17 protein-coding genes and 1 pseudogene are annotated in these 19,815 nt (G+C 34.7%); 6 read left to right on the forward strand and 12 right to left on the reverse strand.

The window, feature by feature from the left end; translation table 11 throughout:
• Positions 1-50: 50 nt before the first annotated feature.
• Both BW942_RS07430 and BW942_RS07435 read right to left on the reverse strand, forming a co-directional pair.
• Positions 51-593 carry an MORN repeat-containing protein gene (locus tag BW942_RS07430; protein ID WP_000489169.1) on the reverse strand — a complete coding sequence of 181 codons (543 nt, stop codon included), beginning with the start codon at positions 591-593 and terminating at the stop codon, positions 51-53.
• Positions 594-746: 153 nt separating this feature from the next.
• Complete coding sequence (locus BW942_RS07435; protein WP_000599286.1) at positions 747-956, reverse strand: hypothetical protein; 210 nt, start codon at positions 954-956, stop codon at positions 747-749.
• A gap of 646 nt (positions 957-1,602) precedes the next feature.
• On the opposite strand from BW942_RS07435, the gene BW942_RS07440 reads away from it, so the two are divergent.
• The 3 genes from BW942_RS07440 to BW942_RS07450 all read left to right on the forward strand — a co-directional run bounded on the left by BW942_RS07440 (position 1,603) and on the right by BW942_RS07450 (position 3,961).
• Positions 1,603-2,451 (forward strand): internalin, encoded by an 849-nt coding sequence (locus BW942_RS07440; RefSeq protein ID WP_000017970.1) that lies wholly within the window; start codon positions 1,603-1,605, stop codon positions 2,449-2,451.
• Between the two features lie 521 nt (positions 2,452-2,972).
• A complete protein-coding gene (locus BW942_RS21420; protein ID WP_154213860.1) occupies positions 2,973-3,254 on the forward strand; it encodes a hypothetical protein in 282 nt (93 codons plus the stop codon).
• A 437-nt stretch (positions 3,255-3,691) separates the two neighbouring features.
• Positions 3,692-3,961, forward strand: coding sequence for a hypothetical protein (locus tag BW942_RS07450; protein ID WP_000804140.1), 270 nt, complete (start codon positions 3,692-3,694; stop codon positions 3,959-3,961).
• 52 nt (positions 3,962-4,013) lie between these two features.
• Here BW942_RS07450 and BW942_RS07455 read toward each other — a convergent pair whose 3' ends face one another.
• The 9 genes from BW942_RS07455 to BW942_RS07500 all read right to left on the reverse strand — a co-directional run bounded on the left by BW942_RS07455 (position 4,014) and on the right by BW942_RS07500 (position 13,396).
• The gene (locus tag BW942_RS07455) at positions 4,014-4,427 is read right to left on the reverse strand and encodes an acyl-CoA thioesterase (RefSeq protein ID WP_000626110.1); all 414 of its coding nucleotides are present in this window, start codon (positions 4,425-4,427) and stop codon (positions 4,014-4,016) included.
• 1 nt (position 4,428) lies between these two features.
• Complete coding sequence (gene pheS, locus BW942_RS07460; protein WP_001053743.1) at positions 4,429-5,454, reverse strand: phenylalanine--tRNA ligase subunit alpha; 1,026 nt, start codon at positions 5,452-5,454, stop codon at positions 4,429-4,431.
• On the reverse strand, positions 5,451-6,848 hold the full coding sequence (locus BW942_RS07465; RefSeq protein WP_000708411.1) for a UDP-N-acetylmuramate--L-alanine ligase: 1,398 nt from the start codon (positions 6,846-6,848) through the stop codon (positions 5,451-5,453). The genes pheS and BW942_RS07465 overlap by 4 nt, the downstream gene beginning before the upstream one ends.
• Positions 6,845-7,462 (reverse strand): hypothetical protein, encoded by a 618-nt coding sequence (locus BW942_RS07470; protein ID WP_000559687.1) that lies wholly within the window; start codon positions 7,460-7,462, stop codon positions 6,845-6,847. Before BW942_RS07470 ends, BW942_RS07465 begins: the two co-directional genes overlap by 4 nt.
• Positions 7,449-8,552: a DUF4340 domain-containing protein gene (locus BW942_RS07475; protein ID WP_000832927.1), complete on the reverse strand. Its 1,104-nt coding sequence runs from the start codon at positions 8,550-8,552 to the stop codon at positions 7,449-7,451. The genes BW942_RS07470 and BW942_RS07475 overlap by 14 nt, the downstream gene beginning before the upstream one ends.
• Positions 8,549-10,567: a Gldg family protein gene (locus BW942_RS07480; protein ID WP_000849194.1), complete on the reverse strand. Its 2,019-nt coding sequence runs from the start codon at positions 10,565-10,567 to the stop codon at positions 8,549-8,551. Before BW942_RS07480 ends, BW942_RS07475 begins: the two co-directional genes overlap by 4 nt.
• Positions 10,564-11,292 (reverse strand): ABC transporter permease, encoded by a 729-nt coding sequence (locus tag BW942_RS07485; RefSeq protein ID WP_000487316.1) that lies wholly within the window; start codon positions 11,290-11,292, stop codon positions 10,564-10,566. The genes BW942_RS07480 and BW942_RS07485 overlap by 4 nt, the downstream gene beginning before the upstream one ends.
• A gap of 4 nt (positions 11,293-11,296) precedes the next feature.
• The gene (locus BW942_RS07490) at positions 11,297-12,226 is read right to left on the reverse strand and encodes an ABC transporter ATP-binding protein (RefSeq protein ID WP_000598571.1); all 930 of its coding nucleotides are present in this window, start codon (positions 12,224-12,226) and stop codon (positions 11,297-11,299) included.
• A 387-nt stretch (positions 12,227-12,613) separates the two neighbouring features.
• Entirely contained in the window at positions 12,614-13,396 is a 783-nt protein-coding gene (locus BW942_RS07500) for a DKNYY domain-containing protein (RefSeq protein WP_000856340.1), read from the reverse strand.
• 146 nt (positions 13,397-13,542) lie between these two features.
• Here BW942_RS07500 and BW942_RS07505 point away from each other — a divergent pair, with 146 nt between their 5' ends.
• Both BW942_RS07505 and BW942_RS07510 read left to right on the forward strand, forming a co-directional pair.
• The gene (locus BW942_RS07505; RefSeq protein WP_000951976.1) at positions 13,543-14,700 is read left to right on the forward strand and encodes an ACP S-malonyltransferase; all 1,158 of its coding nucleotides are present in this window, start codon (positions 13,543-13,545) and stop codon (positions 14,698-14,700) included.
• A gap of 95 nt (positions 14,701-14,795) precedes the next feature.
• Positions 14,796-16,262: a DUF2779 domain-containing protein gene (locus tag BW942_RS07510; RefSeq protein ID WP_332306696.1), complete on the forward strand. Its 1,467-nt coding sequence runs from the start codon at positions 14,796-14,798 to the stop codon at positions 16,260-16,262.
• Positions 16,263-16,590: 328 nt separating this feature from the next.
• Here the strand turns inward: BW942_RS07510 and BW942_RS07515 are convergent, their stop codons facing one another.
• On the reverse strand, positions 16,591-18,966 hold the full coding sequence (locus tag BW942_RS07515) for a M4 family metalopeptidase thermolysin (RefSeq protein ID WP_000427069.1): 2,376 nt from the start codon (positions 18,964-18,966) through the stop codon (positions 16,591-16,593).
• Positions 18,967-19,413: 447 nt separating this feature from the next.
• Between BW942_RS07515 and BW942_RS21680 the strand changes: the two are divergent.
• A pseudogene (locus BW942_RS21680) lies at positions 19,414-19,546 on the forward strand (IS982 family transposase); the annotation flags it as partial.
• Positions 19,547-19,815 lie beyond the last annotated feature (269 nt).

Raw genomic sequence — 19,815 nt, forward strand, 5'->3', positions numbered from 1 at the left:
AAACGAAACAACGTTAGACGACATCGAACGACTTCCTTCAGGATCGGTCTTCATTTCCGAACCGGATGACCGTTTTTAAATTTTCCTTCCCAAATGGTTCCATCGGAATAGGTTAATTTTCCCATTCCATTGGCCAAATCGTTTGAGTAAGTTCCTTCAAAACGTTCATGGTTATCACAAGTATAACTACCTTTCCCGGTTTTTTGACCGTTTTGAAACGTCCCTAGAAAAACACATTTCACATTCGAATCGAATATAAATTTAGTCCAAGTTTCACATCCGTAGTCACCACAAGATCCACCCGTAAACTCGGTTCCATATACAACTTTTCCATCTGAATCAATGAATTTAGATTTTCCACGGTATGAGGGATTTTTATAAACGCCGGAAAATTTTCCGTCGTTTTTAAATTTGATTTCACCCACTCCTTCTAACTTTCCGTTTACGAAAACTCCGCCGAATTCGTTTCCATGGATGTCTATAAAAATACCTCTTCCATCCTTACAATCTCCGAATAAACATTTCTCTTTGGATTGTGCAAAAATGGAAAAAGAATAAATACAAAGTAAAATGAATATTTTTAATCTAAACATACTATAACAACCTTAGAAGAAGTTTTTAAAAAATGCAGTAGTTCCCACATTTAAAGAGTTTTAAAACAAATTTTCCATCTCTTTCTATTTTATGAAAACGAACTTAAAGCAGTTTTGTTAATCTCCATCATAGAATTTTTCAACAACTCTAATTTAAAAATTCCTAATAATAAATACAACGATCAAAAAGTTGTACAAAAACCAAAGATATAAATAAGTTCTTAATTTAACTTTGCAAAAAGTAGGATGAATTTTTCCAAGTAACTTAGAAAATAAGTAAGTAAGAAATACCAATAACAAAGAAAAAGGAGTAGCTAATAACAGGGATAGAATCACTTCCCCTCTAACATGAGCCAAAATCAAAGTAAATACCTCATTCCATTATTTTAAAACTTATTTAAACTAAGGTAGTTCCAGATTTTTACATTTTTAAATGTAATAGAATAGTTGAAAAATTAATTCTCCATCTGTTTCTATTTCATGGAAACGGTCGATTAAAGCAATTTTGTTAATTGAACTATGGAATTTTTCAACAACTCTAATATAAAAAATTTACCTCATCAATATACTAAAAATAATAAATTCGTATTTTGTTTACAAAATTTCCATCTCTTAACTTCATGTTCCATGTTCCTTTAAAACCTCACTTACATTAGATGAGATATTTAATTTATGTATGTGATGAAACACAACTTGAGCTGTAAAAACTTAATTTTAAAAGAAAATATTGATAATAAAGAAATTTGAGGAACTGAGTAAAAAAATTGTTAAAATTTTAAATATTACTCATAACTATATAATAAAGTACCTAATTTTTTGCATAGAATCAGTGTTTTGTGATAGAATTAATGATACTCAATTTTATAGAGATCAGTAAGGACATTTATCATACCAAAATAGTAAAAAAACTTTGTATAACTTCAGCCTATCGCTGGACTTCGTAAATACAACTTTGGCAAACTGAGTCGTTAGACGAACGTTGACACTTATAGACATTAAAAAGATTCTTATGAGCCACGGCAAATCCTTAACATACTATTGGGAAAAAGAATATCAGAATGATGATACCTTTCTTTACTTAATCGAAGACGATATTACCGGAGGTAAAATCTTAAAGGAAAGGATAGACACAATTAAATCCAATCCACAAGCGAATACAATTCAAATCAGCGGACTGCGCCAAGATACTTTCAATTATTTCGTTGAAAATTATGCATCTCAATTCGAAGCCATTTATTTTTGGAAGTGCCCATTAGTCGAAGACCTTTCTGCTTTAAGCAAACTTGAAAATATTCAATATATATTATTCTATTGGAACCAACGTGCAGTCCGATTATGGGATATGTCAAAGAACTCTTCACTTAAAGGAATTGCTATAGACGATTTCTCTCGTATGCATAACCTAACCGATTTTGTATCTTCGAAAACAATTGAAGAGATACATTTTGGAAACTTAGTATGGACAAAATTCACAGTAGAATCATTGTCACCTTTAGTACATTGTAAAAAGCTAAAATTCTTAGATTTTAACCTAAAAAAACTAAAGGATAATGATATTTCTTATCTGGAAAAAATAACAGAATTAAAGTCTCTTCACTTTGATCCTAATCTATTTACGACTGAACAAATTGCTTGGTTGCGAGCAGCTAGACCAGATATTAAATCTTCGTCACTAGAACCGTTTAGAAAACTTAAAAACCCTATAGTTCAGAATAAAGAATATATCTTAGACATAATCGTTAATGGCAAAGGGAAACCGTCACTAAACTCTGATATTGATAAAGTTAAACTTGAAAAATATATTTCTACATTTAACGCATTGGTTGAAAAGTATCGAGGTAAAAAAAGATCTTTTTGAGACCAAAAATTTTCGCCTAACTTCTATTTATTGAAAGGAAAACATAAAGATCAATTCTTTACAAGAGATCGTATCCAAATATGAAATAGATCACTGGATAAAGTGATGATGTCCTTGTAATAATCAATATCATAGAATTCAAATTCTTTTGAAGATATAATTCAAAACAAATTACTTTGAAAAAAGTTTGTATTCTCATAGATAAAGTTCTATATATCTTTTTCATGAATTCTCTAATTCCATATTTCGTTTTATTGCACCGTTTGCGTATTCTTGAATTTATAATTCTTTTGAGTGTTTGCATTTACTCGATTCACTGCGTATATAACGCTGGAATAGGTTACTGCCCTACCGACAAACCCGCAACCGATTATCAGAAATGAGGTGTTGGATTTGAATCAGGGCAAAGTTATAATCAAGAAATATCGGTTATAGACTCGAAGATGCTGTTATGTATTCGGATGTATTTTATGCACAAACAAAATTTTTATGTGCGCCTCCAACGAGCAAAGGGCACGGCCATGTATGATAGGACCGAAGTTTGTTTTGAAACTTTCTACGGAAGACGCAAACTGGATCCGACAAAAGTTCGCAAATGTGCCACCGGGAAAATTATTGGATCGAAACGATCACTTATGGAGACGAAGCTGAAATCAAGTGGGGTTCGGTCGCCCCCAGTGCTACACGATGATCCTCTGGAAGAAATGTACGGGGATGATATAGAAGAACATATGACAATGGGAGTAGTATTTTTAAAGTGGGTAAACGCTCAAATTTCTGATCGGCCAAGTAAACCGAAATGATCTGATTTATTATTCCGAGTTGAAAAGAAGTGGGTTCTCGGATACAAAAAGAATGCTGTATTTTATTCCTTACGACCTAACAATTCCAAACCAAACTCATGAGTGTTCAATATTTTACTGTTCTCAAACTGAATATTATATTTCGTTGCAGGGCAACTTCCTATTTCGCATTAAAAAATTTCATAGTCACTTTATGTGATTCGAACTCGCGAAATTTCGACAATTGCTATCGCTGAACGCTTGTACGAAAGGAATATTTAAAACTTGTCCCAAAACCTCAAGATGTGGGAACTCACACAAAAATTTAACAATATTAGAATTACTTGAAGGTTCGCAAATTACCAAATGTGACGGTTTTTGTAGGAACTATTGTGTTTTATTAAAAATTTCTAAAGAACTATCATGTAAATTCTTTAAGGTTTTGGGACAAGTTCTTAATGAAACCACCTGAATATTTAGATGGTGCTAAAGTATTATTATGGGATTGGTCAGATAGTCAGCTATTTGGTTACGTCGATTACACTCATGGTGCTATAGCTTCAGAAATATTTGGTTTAGCTATATGCCCGAAAAAAATTTACAGGTTTAGCTGTAATAAGGACTGGGAAGTGGAACAAGATTCAGATTATGATACTATAGAAGATGCCATTAAAAGTTCTCCAAATCAATATAAAAATATTTTAATAAAATGGAAAGAATACAAATAAATAATAAATTGTGCAGCGACAATTTCACTACCAAGAATCAGTTCTTTCTTCTTTAATGGCGACTCTGGAATTCTTTCAGATCCTCTTCCAAAATTAATCTAACGTTATGCGGAATCGGAATGCTAGATTTGTTTACGTGATCAAACGCAACTTGAACCGTTTTTGCAACCGCAAAAATTTCTTTGGTATTTGTTTCTATGATTTTAGATTGAAAGTCCCAAGACTTATTTCCGATTCGAATAACCGAAGTCTGTACTTCTACTTGATGGTGTATCTCAATGGATTTTTTAAGATCAATTTCAATTCTCGCTAAAATAAACGGAACATCAAAAATCCCTTTCACATTCAAACGACGTTTGCAATAATCCACTCTTCCAATTTCAAGATAAGCTACAAAAACCGAATTACTTACATGAGCAAACGGGTCCATGTCCATCCATCGAGTTTGAATGGGTGTAGAAATCATATTAGAATTGTTTTAAAAATCTTAAGTTTCCGGATTGAAAATAACGAATGTCGTGAATCCCATAACGCATCATTACGAGTCTATCAAGCCCAAGACCAAACGCAAAACCAGTCCATTCTTTTGGATCCAATCCAGCGTGAGATAGAACGTTAGGATGAATGAGCCCACAAGGCAAAAGTTCCAGCCATCCAGATTGTTTACAAACAGGGCAACCTTTTCCATCACAAACAAGACAACTTATATCCAATTCAAAGCCAGGTTCCACAAAAGGAAAGTAACCAGGCCTAAGTCTAGTTTTGATTTCTTTTTCAAAAATTCTAGAAAGTAAAACCTGCATTGTATCAATCAAGTTTGCCGCAGAAATATCCTTACCTACGACCATTCCTTCGATCTGATAAAAAGTATGTTCGTGAGAAGCGTCTACTTCCTCATAACGAAAGACTCTACCGGGTGCAATGATCCTAAAAGGAGGTTTCAATTTTCTTAATGTTCTTACTTGAATCGCGGAAGTATGAGTCCGTAAAAGATTTCCATTTTCAAGATAAAACGTATCTTGCATTTCTCTCGCTGGATGATCTTCTGTAAAATTCAAGGCCCCAAAATTATTGGTATCGGTTTCAATTTCCGGACCATCCATCACGCTAAAACCCATAGAAGCAAAAATGTCCTCTATTTCATATTGAATCTGAGTGATTGGATGTAAACTTCCGTTAGAAGGTTTAGAAAGAGGACGAAGAACATCAAAAAACTCAGAAGCCGCCTGTTTTTCAAAAAGCTTTTTCTTTAAAGAAGTTTTAGTTTCAGAAATGAATGTTTCTAATTTTTTAGAAAGTTCGTTTGCTTTTTGTCCGACTGTTTTTTTTTCTTCAATAGAAAGTGAAGCAACGTTTTTTAAAACCGCAGTCAACTTTCCTTTTTTTCCGATAAAATCGTTTTTATTTTTATCTAAATCTTCTTCGGATATGGAAGAACCGATTTTTTGAATCGCTTCTTTATAGATAGAATCTAATTCTTCAGATAAGTTCATACGTGTTTCCGAGCCAATTCAACAAGCCTTGGATAAATACCACCGAAAGACCCGTTAGACATGGCTAAGATTAGAATTTTTTGACCCGTAAATTGTGGAATCATTTTCTCGAGTTTAACGAGTAACTCTTTAGGATCCTTTGCATAAACCGGAATCGTTTTGGAGTTTTTTAAAAGTTTTTGAACTAACTTTTTTACATCCAGACGAATATCCTTTGATACTTTTTTTAGATTATGAATTTCAGTAAGAATAGTTAAATCGGAACCTATAAAAGAATATGAATATTCTTTTTGAAATACATTTCGATGAGAGGTCGCACTTCTAGGTTCGAACAAGGAAATAATTTTATAACCATGAAATCTTTTTTTAACTGCATGAATTGTTTCGTGCACTGCAACCGGATGATGTGCAAAATCCTCCATTACGATCGCATTCGGAGATTGGAAAAGTATATCCTGTCTTCTTTTAACACCCGGAAAAGAATCAATGGCCTTTGCAATCCCTTCTTTATAACCAGAAGGATTTTGAATTTTCAAAATTTCAGAACAAACTCGAATTGCAACTTCTATATTTCTATAATTATGATCTCCAAATAAAGACGGATTTAACTTTTGATCTGCCCAAAAGAGTTCGTGTTTTTTCCAAGTAAGGCAAGAATCTTTGCGATTCCATTCAAATCCTTCTACCTTTGTAAACGAAACGTGTTGAACTAGTTTTTTAAGAGAACCAGAACCATTCCAATAAAAAATTTTTCCGTTTCCAGGAACTAGATTGATCAAACGTTTGAACATGGTCTCGATCGCCGTAATGTCCGGAAAAATATCTGCATGATCAAAATCTAATGCATTTAACACCGTGTAGGTGGGTTTATAATGTAAAAACTTAGAGGACTTATCAAAGAACGCAGTATCGTATTCATCACCTTCTATTACGAAAATTGACCCGTTTCCCAATTCAAATCCGGGTAGACCATCTTTCCGAATCCCTCCCACAAACAATCCGGGTTCAACTCCATTCTCTTTTAGTATATGATGAATTAAGAATGTAGTCGTGGTCTTACCGTGAGTCCCGGCGACTACGATTACTTTTTTCCCTTTGAGAAAAAATTTTCCAATTGCTGCGGGCATGGAAATATAATCCATTCCTAAATTAAGCATCTCTTCTACTTCCGGATTTCCTCTGGAAATCGCATTTCCTACTATGATCAGATCTTGACCCTTGAGATTCTCCGCTCTAAAACCTTCAAAATACGGAATTCCCCATTCTTTCAATTTATCCGACATAGGAGGATAAACTCCCGCATCCGAACCAGAAACCTCATAGCCACTTTTTTGAAGCATAGAAGCGAGGTTACCCATCGCAATACCACCAATTCCGATCAAATAAATCTTCAATTGAGAATTGTCCTGATTAAATTATAAATAACCGTTAAAAATAATATTCCAGTTAAAAAATAGGCGGATCCGGATAAAAAGAATATTAGAATTTCCTTATTTTTCCAATTCAATTTTTTTTTCAAACTATGAACAGAAAGCACACAAGATAGAAAAAACGAGATCGAAATCAATACGGCCTGTAACGGAGAAGGTAAAATCCAGAATATAGAAGAAGCACTAAATGGGATAAACGAAACAAGCAGTATATTTGCAGGAGGGAGAGTTTCCCCTTTGGTTCGATCAACTTTTTTCATAAAAACCCGAAACACATCAAACTGGGCGACTAAAAATAAAACCGTGGGATACATCACAAAAGAAAATAGAACTCCCGAAAACAAACTCCACTCGCCTTCTTCGTATCGAACAAACGAAAGAATCGAAAAAAAGAAATTGGACAGTATCTTAGCAACGGGTGCAAGAATCCAAAGTAGAAAATGAGTTTTTAAAATTTCAAAATAACCGAAGCCTTCTATCTTCTGATAAAGATCAAAAGCATCTCCAGGAAACTGAAAAACTTTTTGAATCAGTTCGGTTCTTACGTCTGAGAAATCCTGTTCTTTATCTGCGATCATTTTTTGGGGTTAGATTTTTAGGAAGCCCGTTCTGGTCGTTCTGATTTACGGGTTCTTTTTTCTGTTCCGCTTTCTCCAAATTCCCCACAACTTCTTTTAATCGCAAGAAACTATCTTCTCGAATATAAAAAGGAGGTTCTGAAAATTTATCATTTACGATTCGAATTGCAGGTCTATAATCGATTGAATTGATATTCGTTTTCGGATAATAACGTAACGTGATCCAATCCCCATTGGAGATTCGAATTTTTAATGAGGCGTCTGCAGGAACCGCTGTCAAACGTTTAGCAATCGCATAACCCGCCCCATTCGGATCGTCCGGATACAATTCTACAAGTTGACCTACAACTTGGTTGTTCCAAGAATCTCCTAAGGTTTGTTCCAAAGTTATAAGTTTACCGGAAAGTCTTCTCCAAAAATTTTTCTTTATCGTTTTTTCTTTAAACGGGTGATTATCCAGACGAATGGTTTTTCCCTCTTCTTCCCAAATCGTTTCAACGACGGACTCGTCTTTTAAATTGATGAGTTGTTTTTGTCTAAATTCTCCAATTCCTCTTGTAAAACGATCTATAGTATTTGCCTGGATGATTAAAATTTCGTTTCCTTCTTTTACAATTCTGGTTGAATCTCCAGTTTTCTTTTTTCCGATCCAAATTGTTTTCAGGATCTTACCAGAAGATTTTAAATAAATCTTTGGGGAATTTTCGTTTAATTGTAGTGAGGTGGAAATCTTCTCTCCTTGAATCGGTTCCACTCCTTTTACTTTTAAAACCGAAAGTTCTCTGAAAATGTTTTCAGAATTATACCCACCTTCAAATACAATCGTATCTCCAGTTTCTAAGTCTTTGGATTCGATCGTAAGAAAGTTTCCACTTTCACTAATACCCTTTCTTTTTTTAAGAAAAATAGAAGATTTATAAAAAATAGAAACTTCCCCGTCCCAAAAATTCGTAGGCGGTTGGTATTCAATTTCGTCTATATCAATCTCCCAAAAGGAAACCTCCGAACGTTCCTCTTTTTTTTCTTCTAAAAAGAAAAAACTGAGCACAAGTGCGACTAACGCGAAAAATAAAACAAGCCAACGTTTCAAGATTCTTGTCCTTCTTTTCTACGCTTTTGAATAAGCATCGCCGCAGAAACAAACGCGATCAATCCTGGAAAAATAAACATTCCTAAAATCCAAACGACTCGTTTTTGAACGTCAGTCAAAGAAACCGTATTTACTTCCTCTTTTTTCGGTTGAATGGAAGACAAGGAAAGGTCTTGATACATCCAAGTAATTGAGGAAGTTGCAAGTTCGTAATTCACTCCGTAAGAAATGAACTGATCTGTAATCCAAGAAGTTCCCGAAAAAATTACTACTCGACCTTCTTCTTTTGAATCTACATTCGTATTTTGAGAAATATCTTTTTGGATTTCGGAGTTTTGAGAAACAACTTCTTGATCTGAATTCAACCCTGTAGAATTCAGATCTTTTTGTAAACCCTGTTTAGATTCGTCCGTTTTTGGATTCTCTGCGGCCGATTCTTTTTGAACCTTTAAAACTGTTTTTAAAACCATTCCTAAAATTACGTTTCTTCTTTCCTCTCCTGCATCCAATTTTCCATTATTATTTTTATCTAATATAGCGTCCCCTCCAGATTCCATCAAAGGATATGCCTCTAGATTTTTTCCGCCCGGCCCTTGATTTGTCTGCGGAACAAAATAACCAGCAAAGGGAAACATGGTTCCCGTGTCTTTTCTAGTTAAAGCTTCTTCAATCGGATGTTTTTTAAAAGACTTTGCAAGCACCATGCCCGCTTGTCCTTGTACTTGAGAAATTGGACCTTTTACAAACTCATATCCAGATTTTTCTAAAAGCCATCCAAAATTTTCAGTTCCCTTTGGATCGATCGTGATAAAAATTTTTCCCTTTTTCTTTTCTACAAAATCGATAAGAGAACTCTGGGCTTCTTTCGAAAAAGCAACCGTAGGTCCGGCAATCATCAAAACGTCCGCGTCCTCCGGAATCCGAGTCGGCCAACCTTCTGCAATCCCAAGTCCCTTTACTTTAAAGTTTAAAAAACTCAAAGAATTGGATAAAATTCCAACTTTTTCATTTGGAAGATTTTGAAAGATAGGTGAAAATCTTTCTCCGTTCGATTGAGTAAAATAAATATTTTTTTCTTCGGTCGTTATGTTTACTACCGCCTGCACGATCTTACGTTCTAAATCTTCTAGATCATTTTTCTCTCGGATGGAAAGTCTTTGTTCCGCGTATTGTTTTCCGGTCACCTCTGCTAAAGGTTTTTTGGTTCTTAGTAAAATGACTCCATTCGAAACCTGACCAAACTCAGCAAGCTCGTCCAGCTCTACGTCTGCATTGATAAAACGAACCTTAAACTGAGGACTCAAAGACTTCAGTTGATCCAAATAAATTTCTAAATCGGGCCGGATTCTTCTTAAAGAAAAAGAATTTGCTTTTTCGCTCGAAGGAGAATTTTCCAAAGGTCTTGGGTAAAAAGCAACTACATCAACTTCTTTGTTGACGTTCTTTAGAATTTTAATCGCAGCCGGACTAAAAGAATACTGTCCTTTAGAACTCAGATCGAAGTTATGATTTCGCATTACGGAAATGTAATTTACAATTACAAGAACTACAAAAACGATCGCCAAATTCAGAATAAAATATCTGATCAACGCTTGTTTTGAAGTTTTTAAAACACTCTGAGCACCTGCGGAATCTTTCCCTAACTCCTTTAACAAGGTTAGAATTAAAAACCCTATCAGAGAAAATATCAAAAGTACTAAAAGAATTTCTCTGAGTCTTTCGTTTCCGGATCCGATCGAATTAGACTTCAGCGCATACTCTTCTAAAAACACTCTAAGGTGATAAATTCCAAAGGCCACAAGTCCCAGTCCCGCAGCTATATAAGAATTCCATTCTTCTTGAATGTTTTTTTTCTGAAACCATCTATAAGCTGGTTCTAATATTAAAATAACCAATACAAAACCCAACCAAAGCCAACGATTGGTGGGTAATTGTATGCTATCTCTAACCGGAAAATAGAGAAATAAAGAAGCGAGTGAAACCCAAGGAAAAATTCTTAACAATATGGTTTTCATCCTCTCCATCTCCTAGATTCTAAAACTTTTACGGTCAGATAAAGAAAGAATAACGCACCGCTTACAAAGAATACGATTCCATTCAAAGGTAGAACTCCTTTACAAAACGCAATAAAATGCGAAAATATATGAAGGTGATAAAGAATTTTTCTAGTCACCGAATCGAATAGATACGAAAAATATCCCGAAACCCAAAGGGTTAAAATGATCACAATGGAAATCAATAAAGAGATCATTTGATTTTTACCGAGACTACTTCCAAAAAGTCCAACCGCAAAAGAAAAAATTCCTAAAAGAAAAACTCCTATCGTTCCCGAAGCCACTATATAAAGCGGAGCTTTCCAAAAAGAATAAAGAAAAATCGGAAACAATCCGTTTACAAAAACAGAAATTAAAAAACAAATCAAAGTTCCGAACGCGAACTTACCTGCTACAATTTCCAAATCGGTAATCGGAGCCGTAAACAGAAACTCAAGTGTGCCTCGGTTTCTTTCTTCCGTGATACTTCCCATAGCAAGAATCAACATAGAAATGATGATCGTCGACATAAAGGAAAGAAACGTAATGACCGTTGTATCAACGTAGTTTGTACCCGAATTAAAATTCAGAATTAATACAAAAAGCGAATTTAAAAAAGCGGTCCCGCCGAAAACTAAAGGAGCCATAAAGGTTCCGAAAAATACTTTTACTTCTTTGAAAAAAATCCATTTAATATTTTGAAACATAACTTTAAACCTGATTCATAAAAATCTGTTCTAAGGTAACTTCTTGTTTACGAATGTATTCCAAACGAGGAGAAGAAGAAGCGGATGCGAAAAGTTTTTCCTTAAATTCTCTTTCGGTAGAAGTGGAAACTAAAAACGTGTTTCCTCTAGAGTCTTCTCCGATGGATCGAATTTTATCCACGTTTACTCCTGGAAAAGAGGAAAGATATTTTTTACCGGATGCTACATCCGTTTCCGAAAGAGTCACTTCCAGACCCGAAACTTTTTCCATTTCTTCTTCAAGTTGTTTTCTATCTCTTTGATATACCATTCTACCTTGGTGCAAAAACAGGAAACGATTGCAGGTTTTATAAACTTCTGGAAGAATATGACTCGAAAGTAAAATTGTATGTCCATCCTTCAAAGAGTGAATTAAATTTCTAATTTCAACAATCTGCTTTGGATCTAGTCCGGAAACAGGTTCGTCTAAAATAACAATTCTAGGATTTCCAAGTAAAGCTTGTGCGATTCCTACTCTCTTTCGAAATCCGAGTGAAAGAGTTTCAATATCATTCTTACGAACATCGGTTAGAAAAGTTCTTTCACAAACTCTATCGATCTCGGAGTCGATTAACTCGGAAGAAACTTGTTTGATTCTCGCAGCAAACTTTAAATAATCTTGAACCGAAAGTTCAGGATAAAGAGGAGGAGTTTCAGGTAAATAACCGATTTTCTTTTTGACTTCGAGTGGATTCTCAAACGTGTTGATTCCATCGATCTCGCAGATTCCGTCGGACGCAATCAAGTACCCGGTGAGAATTCGAATCGTAGTCGTTTTTCCGGCTCCGTTCAAACCAAGAAGGCCTACGATCTCTCCTTCTCCCAACTCAAAATTCAGGCGGTCTATAGCAAGTTTTTTGCCATAGAATTTAGATAGGTTTTTAACTTTGATCATTTTTTATTCAAACTGTTATCGGTGTATTTCCATTACTCAGGAGGTCCGATCTTGATAGAATTTCTAAATCTTACTTTTATAATAGGATTCAAAAAAAAGAGAAAAAGCTTTAGGAGATGGGGTCAATCTATTTTCTCATGAAAGAACTTTTCCGAATTTGCAAAGAGCGGAACGACCTGCTTTTGATTCCTTTCGACCGAGTCTAATGTAGAATTGTTCCAAGTGATCAATGCCAAATGAATTTTGAAGCGAATCGACCGGTCCATTTTTATTACTTGATTCGAGATAACCCGAATCAAAATCAGCGAACTTGAACGGCGGAAAGATTGTCGGCTCTTCATTTTCCGGACAAAAAATACCATTCCTGATGAGTCATATTCAATAAACCTAATAACCTCGATTTCGAATCACAGAAGTTGTGTCGTCCGTTGGAATCAATTCTTTCGAACGATCTTTGTAAAGATAGGTTCCCATTTTGTCTCTTAACAAGAACGGACCCATAAAAGGATTTATAGCTTTAGAATGTTCTTCGAAATCCAAAATTTCAAAGGTCTTTGTATCCACATCGATTCTAAAATCATAGTGATAGATTATAGTATCATCATACAAAAAACCGCATACATTGATCGTATAGTTTTCGGATAAACCAGGGAGTTCGACATCTTCACAAAAAAAATGATTCTTATCTTTTGCATAAGAGAATCCTATTTTTTTAAAGGTCTCAGGGTCCGCGTTATCAATCTTTTTCAACTTTCCAAATTTTTCGACATAAACCGCCTTTTTATCTTTGAAAAATATCTCACTGGGACTCTTACTCAACGACCGAAAACTTGCTCCGTCTATTCCTTTTAAAATGATTCCATCTTGAATCACATAACGTACATCTGCCAATAATCTCCAATTTATTTTTCGCAGAGAAAACGGATCAACATCTTCAAGAATGCGATCTTCATAACCTTTCATAAAATCGATTGTAAAATCGGAATGACTTTGCAGGGCGTTGAGATCTAAATTACTCTTATCCACGTTTTCGGGCGGGCAGCCTCTCCAAATGATTTTCGATCCGTCGTAAATACAATTGACTCGATTAAAAAATAGAAACGGTTTTGAAGGAGTCGCTTTAGAAAGGTGCTCTTGAAAATCCTTCTCCATCATTCGATTTGTTTTCATCCATTAAATCCTAGCTTAAAAAGACAAGAATCCAACAATACACAATTTCCTGCGTGAACGCAACTCGAATCCCTGGAGAAAAAAGAATTGCGAATCCATCTATAAAACGAGATCCATCCTTAAACACCTAAGGAAAGCAAAAGTTCATGGCAATCGCAAACTTTTTGAATCAAGTCAAAGCAAGCGGAGGAAAACTCTTTTTGCAATTTGGAGGACAAGGTTCTCCCTTTTTAAAAGAAATCTCTAAACTTTATGAGTCAGAACCTTCTCTTAAAGAATTCTTTGATACCTCTTTTAAAGCTATCGCAGAAGAAGTTCCTAAACTCGATAAAAAAATCATCTACGGCGGTTACGATTTTGAAAGTTGGGTTAAAAACCCAGATTCGGCTCCAGATGAAAACTATCTCTGTAGCGCTCCCGTTTCTATCGTAGGAATTTTTCTGACTCAAATAGGAAATTACATAGCCTTCACAAACAAAGGTTTTCCAGTTTCCGAATTAATTTCTAATTCAATCGGCGCCACTGGACATAGCCAAGGAGTGATCTCTTCTGCATTGATCGCGCTTGGTAAAGAAGGTTCAGATTTTTATTCTGCATTTTCCAAATTCTTAAAGTTCGTTTTATATATCGGTTATAGAGCGCAAGAACTCGTAGGCACTTACAATCCTTCCGAAGCACTTCTCAAAGCAAACGAAGAAGTTGGTGATAAACAACCTGCCCCTATGGTTGCAGTGATCGGTTATTCTCAAAAAGAATTAGAAGACAGAGTCAAACAAACAAACGACTCTTTGGGTTTGAGTGGAAGTAAAGCGATTTATGTAAGTCTTTATAATACTCCCGACTCCAATATCGTTTCCGGAAGCCCGGAATCTTTATTAGAATTTCGTAAAAAATTCAAATCAGAAATGGACGAAAAAAAAGTGAAGTTTGTTTATCTGAGAACTACTGCTCCTTTTCATTCTCCTCATATGGAAGATACAAATAAAACCATTCCGTCGGATATGGAAAGAATTGGTTTTAATTTTAAAGGTTCCGATTTGAAAATTCCGGTTTATTCTATCTTTGACGGAAGAAACATGCAATCCGACTCTGAACTTGGGATTCCACTTTTTAGAGAGATGTTGATAAAAACCCTTTATTGGGATAAGGCTGTTAAACCTTTTGTTACCGCAACAAACGTTACCGGTATCGATTTCGGGCCAAGTGTGGTAAGTCAGAAACTGACTCAAGCGAACATGGGAACTTCTGAAAATAAAATCTATGCGGTTTCCAGTCCTAAGGACATCAAGGTTTTATTGGCCTGAAAAACCGGGCGGCTTTAATTCTAAAATGGATTTATTCATTTCGGAAATTTTTTTCGAAATGGATAAGTCTTCCTCTCAAAAGATCCAAAGAAGAAATTTCAAAGCTAACTAAATCGGATTTTATAACAGGATTTCAGTGTGAATATCTTCTCTGGTTAAATACGTATCAACCTCATCCTGACTTCGATCCTTTTGAACACCAATACATTTCTCCAAAACAAAAATCACTTTTAAGAGATCTTTCTCATTCTCTTTTTCCCAAGTCTAAAAACGTCCGTTATTCTGATACAGAAACCAGAAAATTTTTAAAATCCGGCCAAAGCGTCAGATCCGCCTGTTTGGAAACCGAAAAGTTTATAATGAAAACGGAATATATACTTCCAAACAAAGAAATACCCGGAACTTTTGAAATCGTAGTTCTTAAAGCCTCAAGTTCATTTAAAAAACAACATATTCCAGAAATTGCATTTCAAAAATTTGTAGCGGAGGAATCCGGCTTTCCAATCTCTAAATGTTCTCTTCTTTTTGTGAATTCCAAATTTCAATTCGAAGACGAAATCCATATCGATTCCTTTTTTGTTCGAAAGGATGTTACAGACGAAGTTTTTCTTAAAGAAAAAGAAACAAAAGAATGTGCTTATTCTTTATTTGATCTTGTTTCGAGAAAAAATCTTCCTCCTCGTTTTACGAGTAATCTATGTTCTCATCCTAGAGATTGTTCGTATCCGGACATTTGTCTGGCGCGAAAAGTTCCGGGAGATATTTTTACACTTCGGGAAGGAAAGGCTGAATCCTTAAAATTTTACAAACAAGGAATTCTTTATCTAAAAGATATTCAAGAAACTGAAAATTTAACCGCCCGACAAAAAACCCAAGTCCAAACGATGCAGACTGGAAAACCGTTTATAAATCAAAAAGTTTTTACTGAACTTTTTGAAAAAATACGTTATCCAATCTATTTTTTAGATTTCGAATCGATCAACCCTCCTATTCCGGTTTATCCTAAAACTTATCCATTTCAACACGTTCCTTTTTTATTTTCATTACACGTGATTCGTAAGGATCTTTTCCAAGAACCGGAAAATTTTCACTACATAGACGACGGAATCGTAGATCCAAGAAAAGGAATATTAGAAAAACTGCAAGAATGGATTTTACCAGAAGGAACTATTGTTTGTTTTAATGATAAATTTGAAAAAAGATGTTTAGATGAATCAGCAGCGATTTTTACAGAATATAAGGATTGGCTTAAGTCGATCCAAGATAATTTTCTCGATTTAGCTACGCCGTTCTGGGGATATGAATATTATCATCCGGATCAAAAAGGAAGTACCTCTTTAAAAACAATTCTTCCAATTATCACGGGTAAGAATTATAAGAATTTAAAAATACAATCCGGCCAAATGGCAAACTCTGAATTTTTAAGAGCCAAAACGGAATCTATGTCTGAAAATGAAAGAAAAGAAGTAGAAAAAAATCTAATCGAATACTGTAAATTAGATACGTACGCAATGATTTTAATTCTACGTAAAATCAAAGGACGGATCGAAGCCGGATTATAAAAAACGAACTCAAATTAAAATCTGGAATCATTTTTATTTATTAGAGTTGTTGAAAAATTCCATAATGCCCGCTTAACAAAACTGCTTCAATCGACTGTTTTCATAAAACAGAAACAGATGGAAAATTTATTTTTCAACAACTCTATTTTCTGATCTTTGAAAATAAGTTATATTTTAAGAATATTCAGTAAAGTTAATTTATAATTCTATCAAAGAGAACCTTAGAAAAAATTTTTGTATGTGCAAAAGACAGACAAGTTTGCAAAAATCGACTCAACGTTTTTACATCGAGCCGATTTAGATACTAGTCGTATAGTTTTATAGATTTTTAGAGACGGAAACTATTAATACTTATTGTATAGTCCTCCACTTCCCCATCGTAAAACTTTTCGTCAGCACGCGGATATGCTTCCCAAGAATCCGCAGCCTTCATAGAAACTCTCATCTTCGTATCTCCAGTCAAAGCGGTCGTTGGAATTACGATCGATCTTTGAAGAGTTCCTTCTCCCCAAAGTTGATTTGAAGTTTGAAGTATTATCTCAGAAGAATCAAAAATCCCATTTCGATTTAAGTCGATCCACACACTCCATTTATGAGATTTCAAAGGAAGCTGGGAACCTTCACTTGATAACACCAACTGATACGTTCCCCCTTTCAATACCCAAGGATGAAGATACGTGTTATCTTTGTATCCACAATCGTTTCCGGAATTATTTTCCATGCCCGAAAGTTTTACAGAAGTGATATAATTTCCAACCTTTCTCATTCCATCTCCTCCACGAGAAGTTGTTTCCGCAGGAACACCTACCGCGTCCCAAGCATCGATCGTACTTTTTACTTCTGATGAAAACTTCCCATACAGATTTTTAGCGGCAAGAATAGCCGCACTCCTTGTTGCTACATATCCAGAAGTTGGAGAAAGATAATGGATGGTAGAATAAGCTATTTTCTCCGCTTTTTCGATACTGATTCCAGTTGTATTGTATTCACACGAATGATCATTGATCCCACTCTTCCCATTGGAAAGAATATAAAACCAATGACCGAGAACCAGACCGTTTTCATGAGTCTTCTTATTGGTAAAATCCCAAAGGTCTCCGTAATACGTATCCGCTCCTCCCAAAGTAACCGGCGTAGCAGAATTCGGATATTGTAGAGAACGCATTCCTCCATTGAGAACGGTTTCGTCGCCAAATCTCCAGACATTCTTGTGCATTCCTAAAATTTTATTCACATAGTGATTCACACCAACATTCCAAATATCACCAAATCCTTCATCGAGAGCAGCAGATTCTGCGTTATAATCGAAACCAGCAGCGTATGCATTTATCGCATGCCCAAATTCATGAGATGCAATATCCAGAGACGTAAAATCTTCAAATCTTGGATCTAAAAGAATCTCATCATTAATACCATGACAAAGACTACTATCGTGAGGACAGTACGTGTATTCTAATTCTTCTGTAATAGGATTCCAGTGTGCATTATTAAAATTAAGCACCTTTGTATAGTGTACATTATTTACTATCTTGGCATCTTCTCCATCAAAGCTAGAACGATTGTGAACGGATTTAAAATAGTCGTACGTATGTTCAATTCCCCAATGCGCATCCAAAACTGCATCGTGATTGTAATCATCGTGATATTCAGCCTTCGTCCAATTATTATCAGTATCGATCAGAGGAATTTTTACAGTTTCCAATGCCGATGGGGCAACTCTCACGAATTCCCAAGAATAACTAACGATTCCCTTACCTCTTGAATAATCTTTGAGTTCGAAATAATCTGCCTCTGTAGTCCAAGTTATAATCGACTGAATTCCGCTAAAACGTGTCGCAGCCGTACCTTGTTTAATACAAGGAGTTTTGTCAGGAAAACAAATTCCGTAATGCGTATCTGGCGGAGTTTGTGGAGTTGTTGGAGTCGTATCTCCACCACCAGCTTCATAACGATTAGCATCCATATTTGCTAAAATCTCACCAGAATGGGAATCTACGTACACATATCTCGAAAAAGAAGGTTCAATTGATACAATTCCAAATTTGTAAACCAATCGAAATTCTTTTTGAGAATTCAATTTACCTAATGAATGTTGATAAACTAAAAGTTCACCTTTTGGAAAATTAGTCGCACTAGGATCATCTTGCTTTTTCTTGAAAGCTTCTTCTCTTTCCGGAGATTCCCAAATATATTTTTTAGCTCCAAAATGTTTTAACGCTTTTGAAAACGCTTCTGATTCTGACAATTTAGGAGAAGAATTAAAATTCTCCGGAACTTGATAAAATTCACCCATCATAAATTCGATGGTGTTTCTTTTTGAGACTACCGTGTACGTTCCATTTTCGACTTTAATTCCTTTGTATCTCTGTTGGAATCGATCATGATCATAATCTCCAATATGATTCGAACGTAAAAAAACTGGCTCCGAATTTAAAGTTAACTGTAAATACGTTTTCAAAACTTCAGGTGCTTGTTTGCGATTATAGGGAACAAGATCCGAATTGAACGTGGCAAACGTAAGTGTTCCATCTGATGAATAATGACGATCTGAAATTGCCTTTTCATCCATTTTCACATTATTGAAAAGACTTATCCAAGATTCTCCAAATTCTTGTTTGTTATCCTTACAAGAAAATAAAATCGAAAAAATACAAATGAGTATTTTTAACCTCAAATCGATACCTAACCACTTAAAATTTTCCATTCAATTTCTCCTTCTAACCCAATTTTTAAATTTACTTTTGCTAAATCAAAAACTAACAACTTCAACAAACCATAACTTAAAATTCTTCCAAACAAAGAATCAAAAACTTGAGAAAGGTACATAAAAAAAGCAATATATTCAAAAAATAAATTATTTTATATATAGAATATTTAATTAATATTATAATATGAAAATTTATACTAAAACGTAACAACCGGATCTATTTCAAGTTGCCTAAAAAAACAAACTAATAACGAAAAAATTAAACTTTTTAAGCTTTTAATTTATCTCAAATTAACGAGTACAGTTGAACTAGGGATAAGGATTTATATAACGTGAGTTCGATGTAAGATAGAAAAAAAAGAAAGATTTTGTATTCAAATGCACTAGATCACATATTGAACCAAACTTTTCAGCAAAACGGAGGTTAAATATGGATCTGCATCAATAGACGATTATTGTACACAACAAAAAATAATCTGGAACGGAAAATACTTTCGCCCCAGTATTACGAAAAAGAAACAGTAAATTTCAGTTAAGTTTGAGTGAGGTAGTAACAATCGTAGTTTGTTTTCGTCTTTTCCAAAAAAACCTTCTTTGAATTTGAGATCCAAAGATAATTTCCAACTTTTACTTTCCTAGATCGAACTCACGTTATATAGGAAAGATATTACTATAGAAAAGAAAAAGAACTAAACTTAAAGTTATCCTATACCAATTGAGTTTTGAGTTAAAAAATTTCCATCGCCATTATTTGTTTTTCGGGAAGAATAACAGATTTTATTTGAAATCTGAAAATAAAAGAACTTCTATCAAATAAATTTTTAACCTAAAGAAATCTTCGCTTAA

Origin of the sequence: Leptospira interrogans (assembly GCF_900156205.1) — a bacterium.
Classification (GTDB): Bacteria; Spirochaetota; Leptospiria; order Leptospirales; family Leptospiraceae; genus Leptospira; species Leptospira interrogans.

Coding starts and splice junctions, on each gene's coding strand:
- BW942_RS07430 (WP_000489169.1), bottom strand. CDS start 593: ATGTTTAGATTAAAAATATTCATTTTACTTTGTATTTATTCTTTTTCC.
- BW942_RS07440 (WP_000017970.1), top strand. CDS start 1,603: ATGAGCCACGGCAAATCCTTAACATACTATTGGGAAAAAGAATATCAG.
- BW942_RS21420 (WP_154213860.1), top strand. CDS start 2,973: ATGTATGATAGGACCGAAGTTTGTTTTGAAACTTTCTACGGAAGACGC.
- BW942_RS07450 (WP_000804140.1), top strand. CDS start 3,692: ATGAAACCACCTGAATATTTAGATGGTGCTAAAGTATTATTATGGGAT.
- BW942_RS07455 (WP_000626110.1), bottom strand. CDS start 4,427: ATGATTTCTACACCCATTCAAACTCGATGGATGGACATGGACCCGTTT.
- pheS (WP_001053743.1), bottom strand. CDS start 5,454: ATGAACTTATCTGAAGAATTAGATTCTATCTATAAAGAAGCGATTCAA.
- BW942_RS07470 (WP_000559687.1), bottom strand. CDS start 7,462: ATGATCGCAGATAAAGAACAGGATTTCTCAGACGTAAGAACCGAACTG.
- BW942_RS07480 (WP_000849194.1), bottom strand. CDS start 10,567: ATGAAAACCATATTGTTAAGAATTTTTCCTTGGGTTTCACTCGCTTCT.
- BW942_RS07485 (WP_000487316.1), bottom strand. CDS start 11,292: ATGTTTCAAAATATTAAATGGATTTTTTTCAAAGAAGTAAAAGTATTT.
- BW942_RS07490 (WP_000598571.1), bottom strand. CDS start 12,226: ATGATCAAAGTTAAAAACCTATCTAAATTCTATGGCAAAAAACTTGCT.
- BW942_RS07500 (WP_000856340.1), bottom strand. CDS start 13,396: ATGAAAACAAATCGAATGATGGAGAAGGATTTTCAAGAGCACCTTTCT.
- BW942_RS07505 (WP_000951976.1), top strand. CDS start 13,543: ATGGCAATCGCAAACTTTTTGAATCAAGTCAAAGCAAGCGGAGGAAAA.
- BW942_RS07515 (WP_000427069.1), bottom strand. CDS start 18,966: ATGGAAAATTTTAAGTGGTTAGGTATCGATTTGAGGTTAAAAATACTC.